The organism is Cysteiniphilum litorale (assembly GCF_003428165.1).
GTDB lineage: Bacteria > Pseudomonadota > Gammaproteobacteria > Francisellales > Francisellaceae > Caedibacter > Caedibacter litoralis.
Map to the genome: position 1 here is coordinate 1 of NZ_QLIQ01000063.1, position 8,217 is coordinate 8,217.

Here is an 8,217-nt window from a genome sequence, read left to right on the forward strand (position 1 = left end):
CCATTGGGATGTTGTGTTTAGCGGCATTGATTTATATAAAAAACTTGAGTTTGATGAGTCTTGATATTACTCAAAATAGGCAAAATAATGTGGCTCAAATCAGGCAATTTAATTTGGCTCGTTACAAATTAGAGGGTTTTCAGCCAAATAGGACTGAAATTCCGCATATTCATTATCACTAAGTAATTGTTAGAACCAGCAAAAACTTTAGGCTCAGCCAGAATTATTTTGCAAATGGATTTTTGAATATTTGATAACTTCAATGAAAACCCAGATATAATTTCTTTCACTTTTGATTTATTATGGTATAATTACCATAAATATAGTAATGGATATTTTTATGTCAAAACTATTAAAACCACTTAAGTGGGTGGGATCATCCTTGGATGATCTGAAGCAATTTCCAGATGAGGTAAAGCGAGCAGTTGGCTTTGCGCTAGATTTTGCTCAAAGGGGCACAAAGCATGATAAAGCAAAACCTTTAAAAGGTAATGATTTCAAAGGTGCATCTACACTTGAAGTTGTAGAGGACTATGATGGGAACACTTATAGAGCGGTATATACGGTGAAATTGAAAGATGCTATATACGTATTGCATTGCTTTCAGAAAAAATCTAAAACTGGCATTAGCACGCCAAAAACCGATATAGACCTGATAAAAAAACGATTAAAAGAAATTTTAAATATGCAGGAGAAGTAACATGCTTAAAATAACAGAAAGCTCAGGTAATGTGTTTAGTGACCTCGGTTTTGAGAATGCCGATGAGTTACAAGCTAAATCAGCACTAGCAAGGCAAATATCAATCGTAATTAAAGAGAAAAAACTTAGACAACGAGAAGCTGAAGAAATTACCGGAGTTAATCAAGGTGATATTTCAAAAATCATCAATGGTCACTGTGATAGATTTAGCATTGATAGATTGTTTAGTATGCTCTTAAAGCTTGGGCAAGATATTGAAATAACAGTTCACCCAGCTCAAACTGGATTAGGACATATCAATTTCATGCGTGCTTAAACGAAAAGGTATCTTTGTTGACTTATCTTAATTGATTTATGACCAAATTATCAGTGAATTCCATTGGGTAAAAGAAAACAAAATAAACGATCTTTTTTATTGATATAAAATCAAATCCATTTGCAGAATAATCCTGGCTGAGGGTCATTTTATTGCTGGTGCTAATAAGTAAGAGCGAGGCAGCCCAATCTTTACACATTGGCAATTGAGCCAGCATAAGGTTGTACAATAAGAGCCGTATGACAGGAGACTGTCACGTACGGTTCCGTGAGAAGCTAGAGGGTAAGTTCCTCTGGCTTACTCGACCTCTTAGTTTATCAACTTCTTTAGTGCTTGTTCAATTTGATCTTGAGAGATTGTAAAGCTCTGATCAAAGATGATGGTGTTTTTAACCCACTTACCGATAATTTGACCATCATCAGTAATAATTTCTTTATGATCATTAATATCTTGCTCACCATGAACGATCTCATTAACGAGCTTCTCAATTTTTTTGCAGCCTGCGCCTTTACGGATGTCTTCAGCAATTTCAATTAAAGCTGCGATATATTCATCGCCTTTACGGGCTAATAGAGCGATCACCTTGGACGATCGGCAAACTCCCATCGCTTACATTGGCTTGGATTAATCTCAATAACTTCCATGATAGTTCCATGTAACTATTTATAGTGTTATATTTATCATTATATAAATAAAATATCAAGTAATTAATTTAAAATAGCTTTTATTAATTATGTGTACGCGCGAACAGATTGCTTTAGAACTTCTTGTAGATTGCTTCAAAAAGTCTTTAATCGCTATTTAAAATGATAACTCATAGATTTAAATAATAATTATAAATAAAATATAAAATTAAATAATAAATAATCATAATGGGAAATAAAAACAACGAGACCGAATAAGTGCCGTGATGACTTTACTTACTTGGCAGAAGGGTGGTGCACTTATGAAGTGTGTCGAGTTGTTGTGTGCTGGAAAATATCGACAACGAGATTGTGGTTATGAAGTATGATTGACTTTACAGTGTATGATCCACGTTGAAATATTGTTTGGCGATAAAATGGATTGAACCCACCACGGTTGCTTTGTGATACTCACTCAATCCTGATGCGATGATGTCACCACCTAAACGCACAATATTGTGAAAACGTATTTTCTCGTACTCCTGGCCAAAGAGAGCAAAGAGTTGATCACGCTTACTATTTTTACTACTTTGGTATTCATAGTTACGCGCATTAAAAACCGCTGAACCAATTTTATAAAAATCATGCTCTTGCACATTACTTTCAATTAACTCAATTGCTTTTTTGCAGACTGCTGTTGCAAATGCTGAGTTTATATAATGGTTGACCTTGTCTGCCGATAATTTACAAAATGTGCATTGTGGTTTTAAGAACAACTCAAGGTTTGCTTTTTCAAAGGCAAGACCGATTAAGAACTTTTGCCGTGAGTCTTTTTTGCGTTCTCGCACTGAAAGGGCAGTTAACTCGGTGCGCTTGCGGTTGAGTCTAATGATGACTTTTTTACTTCATCATCCAATTTATTCATCATCTCTTTATCTTCTTTGTATTTTTCGGCAATGGCTTTAAACTCTTTTTCGATGATGTCATCTTCCAGATCAGTCACGCCATATTTGAGTGCCAACTTACCAACTTTATCAGCGCGATCTTTGTCAATTTTCGCCTCCAGTTTTTTAAGTTCATCGATTTGCTTTTGAATATCCGCTTTACGTTCTTGTGGTGTCTTTTTCTTGGCAGCCATCAAAACTTCCTCAATTTTAATCCGATTATGACAGGTCTATGATAGCAGCAAAGGACTCTTAAGAAAACATGAGCGTAGCGAATTCATTAGAACATTAGGTTGTGACTAGATCGGCATCTTGGTTTTTGCGTTCCTAACCTAATGACCTAATGCGCACTTGTGTAAGTCTTGCGACTTACTATGCGATCTGCTAAAGTACTGGGTATCAATATAAGGATTGAATAGTACTAGATGGCGATTTATCACTACTCCCGAAATTTCGGTAAGCGAGCAGAAGGCTTTAATGCGGTATTTGCCGCAGCTTACATTCGTGGAGAATCAAAAAAGTGTATACGCCTAGATAAGACAATTGATTTTAGTGATAAGAATCACGTTGTTTTTAAAAAGAGTTATTTGCCTGAGAATGCTCCTGAATGGGTAAAAAAGTTTGATCCAAGTAAAGAGCTATCTGATCAAATATGGAATCGCATAGAACTTATTGAAAAGCATCCACGTGCGCAACTTTGTTTTCATGATGATGTTTCTATCCCGCTGGAATTTAGTTTTGCTGATGCCAAAGAGTTGGTTGATGAATTTGTTAAAAAGTATATTGCTGTTGATGGCATGTTTGCTGATGTTGCCATGCATTGGGAAAAGAATAATCCTCACTTTCATATTTTAATGCCCATGCGTCAATTGACTGAAGCATGTTTCAGTAACAAGATGCAATTGAAGATGGGTGAGCTTAAGGAAATGTATCTTAAGGTCAGAGGTGAGTGGTCTGAGTGTGTCAATGAATTTGCAAAACGTAAAGGTTTAGATGTTCAAATTGATCATAGAAGTTACGCTGATCGTGGTCTTGATTTGGTGCCTATGAAGAAAGTGGGCAAAGCTAAACACATAAAAGATAGCGAACATCAAAAGTATAAACTAGCGCAAAATCAATTAATCAAAGCTGAGAATTTATTAAAGATTCAAGACAATCCTGAGATCATTATTAAGAAGCTTGAGCAGGAACATGTTTGTATTGATTCAGCACATGTTGAAGAAGAATTGTCCCGCTTTGCAGTACCGAATGACGTATTGAGTATTGTTAAAAATCACCAGCATGAAAATATAGAAAAAGAAGAAGAGATAAAAGAAAAGATAAATGAAAATATAACAGAAAAGACAGAAGAAAGTGCAGATGAGGCGCTAGGGAAGGGTGAACAAAATGAAGCTGTTTCTCCTTTTTCACCTTTACCATTGGCAGCTAAAACCACAAATGACACTGACACTGCGCCTAAAAATCCTGTCAATGATCAGCTACCTTCTCATGATTCTGTTGCAAAAATAGCCGCTGACTCAAAAAATAGCACTTCCTCGATTGCTCAAAATAGCGTGATTTCTAGTCTATCCTCTGACATTAAGGGTGACATTGATAAGTATACGGTAAGTGCTCATCAGGCTGATTTGGTTAATAATCAAACTAACTCACCGCTTTCACAATCTGCTTTGACGTATCAAGTGATTGAAAAACTCGAAGCCAATCATGGGATTTTTAGTGATAAGCAGATCAAAGAATCGATTTTTGAGCACGATGAGGTGGGTACACAGAATTTTAATGCGGTGTATCAGAAGGTTATTCAAGATCAAAAGTTGGTCTATTTGGGTGTTGGTATTGATGGCAGAGACAGCTATACCACCAAGCTGCATTTTGATAAAGAGCTTGATTTGCGTGATATGGCTAGGACGCTTAATAAGCGTAAAGGCTTTCATGTTTATGATACTGACATTGCCAAAGTATTAAAATCCTATGACTTACGTCCAACCCAAGAACAGTCATTGCGTCATTTACTTCAAGGTAAATCCATTGGTGTGACGGTTGGTTTTGCTGGTACGGGTAAGAGCTTTATGATGAAGCTTGCCAATGAAATATGGCAAAATGCGGGCTTTAATGTTGTCGGTACGGCGCTATCTGGTGCGGCAGCTGCTGAGCTTCAATCTTCTTCTGATATTAAGTCACATACTGCGGCATCGCTACTTTATCAGTTAGATAAAGGGCATTTATGTTTATCTAAGCGTGATATTATTGTTGTTGATGAGTTTGGAATGCTGGCATTGGATGATGCGCATCGCTTGATGAAGCATGTAGTGCAAGCCGAGGCGAAGCTTGTTGGTATTGGTGATGATGAGCAAACGCAGCCGATTGGACCAGGTGCATCGATGCGTTCAATCATTGATGAAGTTGGTGCTTCTAAGATGACGGATATTATTCGTCAGAAGAAAGACTGGCAGCGTGAGGCAACGGTTCATTTTGAAACGCAGGAGACAGGTAAAGGTTTTGATCTTTATCAATCGCATGGACATGTTCATTTTTATGATCAGGGTAAAGACAAACATACTGCGATGCTTGAGCGTTGGCAGTCACATCTTGATGCTGGCGCACCACTATCTGAAGTGATGATGTTAGCGCATAAGAATGACAGTATTGATGCGCTTAATAAGATGGCGCGGGAGCGATTAGTTGGACAAGGAAAGCTTGACGGTGGTGTGCGCTTTAAGAACGACAATCACAAGCAGCTAACCATTGCTGTTGGTGAGCGTTTATTGTTTACGCGCAATGATAAAAAGCTTGGTGTTAAGAATGGCTTTATGGGGACGGTGAGTGCTGTTGATGAAAATCACGTTACTGTGACGCTTAAATCAGGACAAAGCATTACGTTTGATCCAGCTGCCTATAATCATTTTAACTATGCCTATGCTGCAACAATTCATAAACTACAGGGTGCTACTTTCGATCATACGCTTGCTGATGTTGATTCAGTGGGTTGGGATCGTCATTTGTTTCTGGTGGGTGGTACGCGTCATCGAGAGAACTTTGATCTGTTTGTTGACGGTGAAACCTTTAATGATCTTGATCATGTTAAAGAAGTGGTTACGCGCGGTGGCTTAAAAGATCATATTTATGATTATCCGGTACGCTTTGCGATTAACCGTGGGTTTGATGGTGAGCATATTGCGGAGCATGCCGCAGGCTTGGTTTCTAGAACTGCTGATAAGTTACATGATGCTTGGCTGTATTTGTCGAATTATCAGGCTTATGTTGAAAAAGCGCTAGCACGTAAAGAAGCTGCGATCAGTGATGAGCAGCGTGAAATGCTGCGTATTCGGGAAGAAGCGCGAATTGTTGCCTCGTTTGCGGATAAGCGTATTGAAATTGCCAAATTATCTAAAGCTATTAATGAGGTGCTGGGTGAGCGGACACTGGCTGATGCGCAAAATGACCCAGAAGTACAAGGCTTGTGGGATGATCTTTATCAGGCGCAAGTTGATCATGGTGTGTTAGCTCATCGCATTAAAAACAACACCATTGATCTGACGGAAAGCTTACATGCGAATCGCATTACCAGTGCCACACTTAACAAGGCGTATGATTTTTATGAGAAGCATGAGCAAATTCACGCACTTGCTAAAGCTTATACACTTAAGCAGCTATGGCAGCCAGAGCAAGCTGCTAAGATTATCGAGGATTTAGGCAGCTATCAGCGGCATATCTTTAAAGCTTTTGATGCAGAGACGCAAGCATTTGACTTTATCAATGAGCTACGTAATCAGGCGGCGAATGTTCAGTATGAAAAAGCCTTTGCGCACTTTGGTGTGGAGTATCGCGTCTTTATTAAGGATGCCAGAGATTATATTCAACGAAACCACGCGCTTTTTGAAAGCTATGCAGAGCTTCGTAGTCTGAAATCATCAAGTGATGATCACCTTGGTAATGATGAGAATAAGAATAAGCATAAAGAAAAAATTGAGGCAGTTTCAAGGCGTTGTGCTTTATTAAGACAATCGAGAAATGCGGTTGCTTCAACCCTAGCATCTTCTGATGTTGCAAAAGAAGTCGGTGACTTTTTCCGAATTGACCAGACTAAGCTTGGGTTACATGCTATAGAGCATAAAACCGCAAACGATCTGATTGATCGCTTTAGGTCATCTGATGCATCATTCATTGGGCAGATGATGGCAGCGCATCAGATCAAATCACAATTTGCAATGATGAGTGGCTATGTTGAGCATGCCTTTAGTGATGGCTGGAAGGATATCAATATTGCTAACTGGCACTTTGATAGATGCTTACAGGTTTTAAGAGCTTCTAAAGCATACCGTCAATCAGTCAATGTAATTAATGATTATCTGACGTTGGCAAAGCATGCTCGATCAAATTGGCAAGCATTTTATCGCGTAGCTGATCAACAGAAAGCTTATGCTTCATCTACCTCTATCTCTAGCTCATTTACTTCACTTAATGATAAAGGAAAGGGTGCAGATCAACATAAACATAAACAATCTAATGATCGTAAAGACATTTTACGTCAAATGGCGCAGCATTATGCTTATCAACGTGATGCGCTGGCATATGATATTATACAAAATCTTGATCAGTATAGTGGTGCTATTGATTTTGCGAAGATTGATCTGGAGCGATTACGTGAAGCTGCGGGTAATTATGATCGTGTGCGTCGTTATCAATTGGCTTTACAGCGTGTATCACGTTTTGAAGAAGCTAAAGCGTTGTTAGAAGATGGCAAGCGTTATGGCAATCATTTACAGGCTGCTCATGTTTACAAACAAGCAAAAGCCGATGTAAGAAAGCTTGAGAAGGTGACATTACTGCGTGGACTGTCTTCAGCAACCAAGCATCAGGATATACATTTGGTTAAAAACTATATTGATGCTTCTTATCAAAGCTATCGCTATTATAAGAAAACGCAACATGCGTTTGATGGTCATGTTTATGTTGATTCTGTGTTTAGACCAAAGCATTTACAGGCTTACGCTAACACCTCAGTGCAATTTGCCAGACAAGCCGATCGTTATGCTTATGCGCTTGTTGAGCAGGGCGTTGATTACCAATCTATTCTTAAGCATCAGATAAAAGATGAATCACGCTTAAAAACAACGATTGAGCGTATTGAAGAAGCGCATACCCGAGAGACTAAGCGTTTAGAGATTGAAGCCTATTTAAATCCTAAAACACCACAAGCACAGTTAGAAAAACTGGCTTATCAGTTTACTCAGGATAGTAAAGGTTATTATGGTCTTGCGCGTGAGGCAGGCTTATTGTGGTTGCCACTTTATAAGATGGCACTGCCTGAGAAATTGCGCCAGGTACGCGCGACATTAAATGCCGCTGATCAAGCAACTTTTGATGCGATTACTGAACACAGTGATATTTGTCGTACGGTTGCGGATAAAACGAAAGAACTCAAAGTGCTTGAAGCACAGTTGGTTGAGCTTAGAAAAGCGACTAACGGGGGTAAAGAAAATATTGAAGAGGCTTCACTTAAAGCAGAAATTGCAAGCTCTAAAGAGAATTACTATTACACGATTGCCGTGCGTAATGAAATGGCTTACAAGCTTGCGCAAAAAAATCCTGAGCTTTTAGCAACTGATGCAGAAACTCAGAAGCAGTTGCGTGATA

Annotated in this window: 7 protein-coding genes; 4 read left to right on the plus strand and 3 right to left on the minus strand. The window is 38.6% G+C overall.

Translation table 11 applies throughout. The annotated features are described in order from the left end of the window. From DNJ75_RS15590 to DNJ75_RS13695, 3 genes are all read left to right on the plus strand, one after another. The coding region (locus tag DNJ75_RS15590; RefSeq protein ID WP_206609116.1) for a hypothetical protein at positions 1-182 on the plus strand (182 nt) is incomplete at its 5' end. Between the two features lie 158 nt (positions 183-340). Continuing rightward, complete coding sequence (locus DNJ75_RS13690) at positions 341-700, plus strand: type II toxin-antitoxin system RelE/ParE family toxin (RefSeq protein ID WP_117004009.1); 360 nt, start codon at positions 341-343, stop codon at positions 698-700. A 1-nt stretch (position 701) separates the two neighbouring features. Then, entirely contained in the window at positions 702-1,016 is a 315-nt protein-coding gene (locus DNJ75_RS13695; RefSeq protein WP_117004010.1) for a helix-turn-helix domain-containing protein, read from the plus strand. A 309-nt stretch (positions 1,017-1,325) separates the two neighbouring features. Here DNJ75_RS13695 and DNJ75_RS13700 read toward each other — a convergent pair whose 3' ends face one another. From DNJ75_RS13700 to DNJ75_RS13710, 3 genes are all read right to left on the minus strand, one after another. Further along, positions 1,326-1,622, minus strand: a complete 297-nt coding sequence (locus DNJ75_RS13700; protein WP_150468819.1) for a hypothetical protein — start codon at positions 1,620-1,622, stop codon at positions 1,326-1,328. Between the two features lie 412 nt (positions 1,623-2,034). Next, positions 2,035-2,487 (minus strand): hypothetical protein, encoded by a 453-nt coding sequence (locus tag DNJ75_RS13705; protein ID WP_117004012.1) that lies wholly within the window; start codon positions 2,485-2,487, stop codon positions 2,035-2,037. Positions 2,488-2,498: 11 nt separating this feature from the next. Continuing rightward, positions 2,499-2,777, minus strand: coding sequence for a hypothetical protein (locus DNJ75_RS13710; protein ID WP_117004013.1), 279 nt, complete (start codon positions 2,775-2,777; stop codon positions 2,499-2,501). 231 nt (positions 2,778-3,008) lie between these two features. On the opposite strand from DNJ75_RS13710, the gene DNJ75_RS13715 reads away from it, so the two are divergent. Further along, on the plus strand, positions 3,009-8,217 hold a 5,209-nt coding region (locus DNJ75_RS13715; protein WP_157968359.1), incomplete at its 3' end, for an AAA family ATPase.

Excerpts from the sequence above, each read along its gene's own strand:
- DNJ75_RS13690 (WP_117004009.1), top strand. The coding sequence starts at position 341 with ATGTCAAAACTATTAAAACCACTTAAGTGGGTGGGATCATCCTTGGAT.
- DNJ75_RS13695 (WP_117004010.1), top strand. The coding sequence starts at position 702 with ATGCTTAAAATAACAGAAAGCTCAGGTAATGTGTTTAGTGACCTCGGT.
- DNJ75_RS13700 (WP_150468819.1), bottom strand. The coding sequence starts at position 1,622 with ATGGGAGTTTGCCGATCGTCCAAGGTGATCGCTCTATTAGCCCGTAAA.
- DNJ75_RS13710 (WP_117004013.1), bottom strand. The coding sequence starts at position 2,777 with ATGGCTGCCAAGAAAAAGACACCACAAGAACGTAAAGCGGATATTCAA.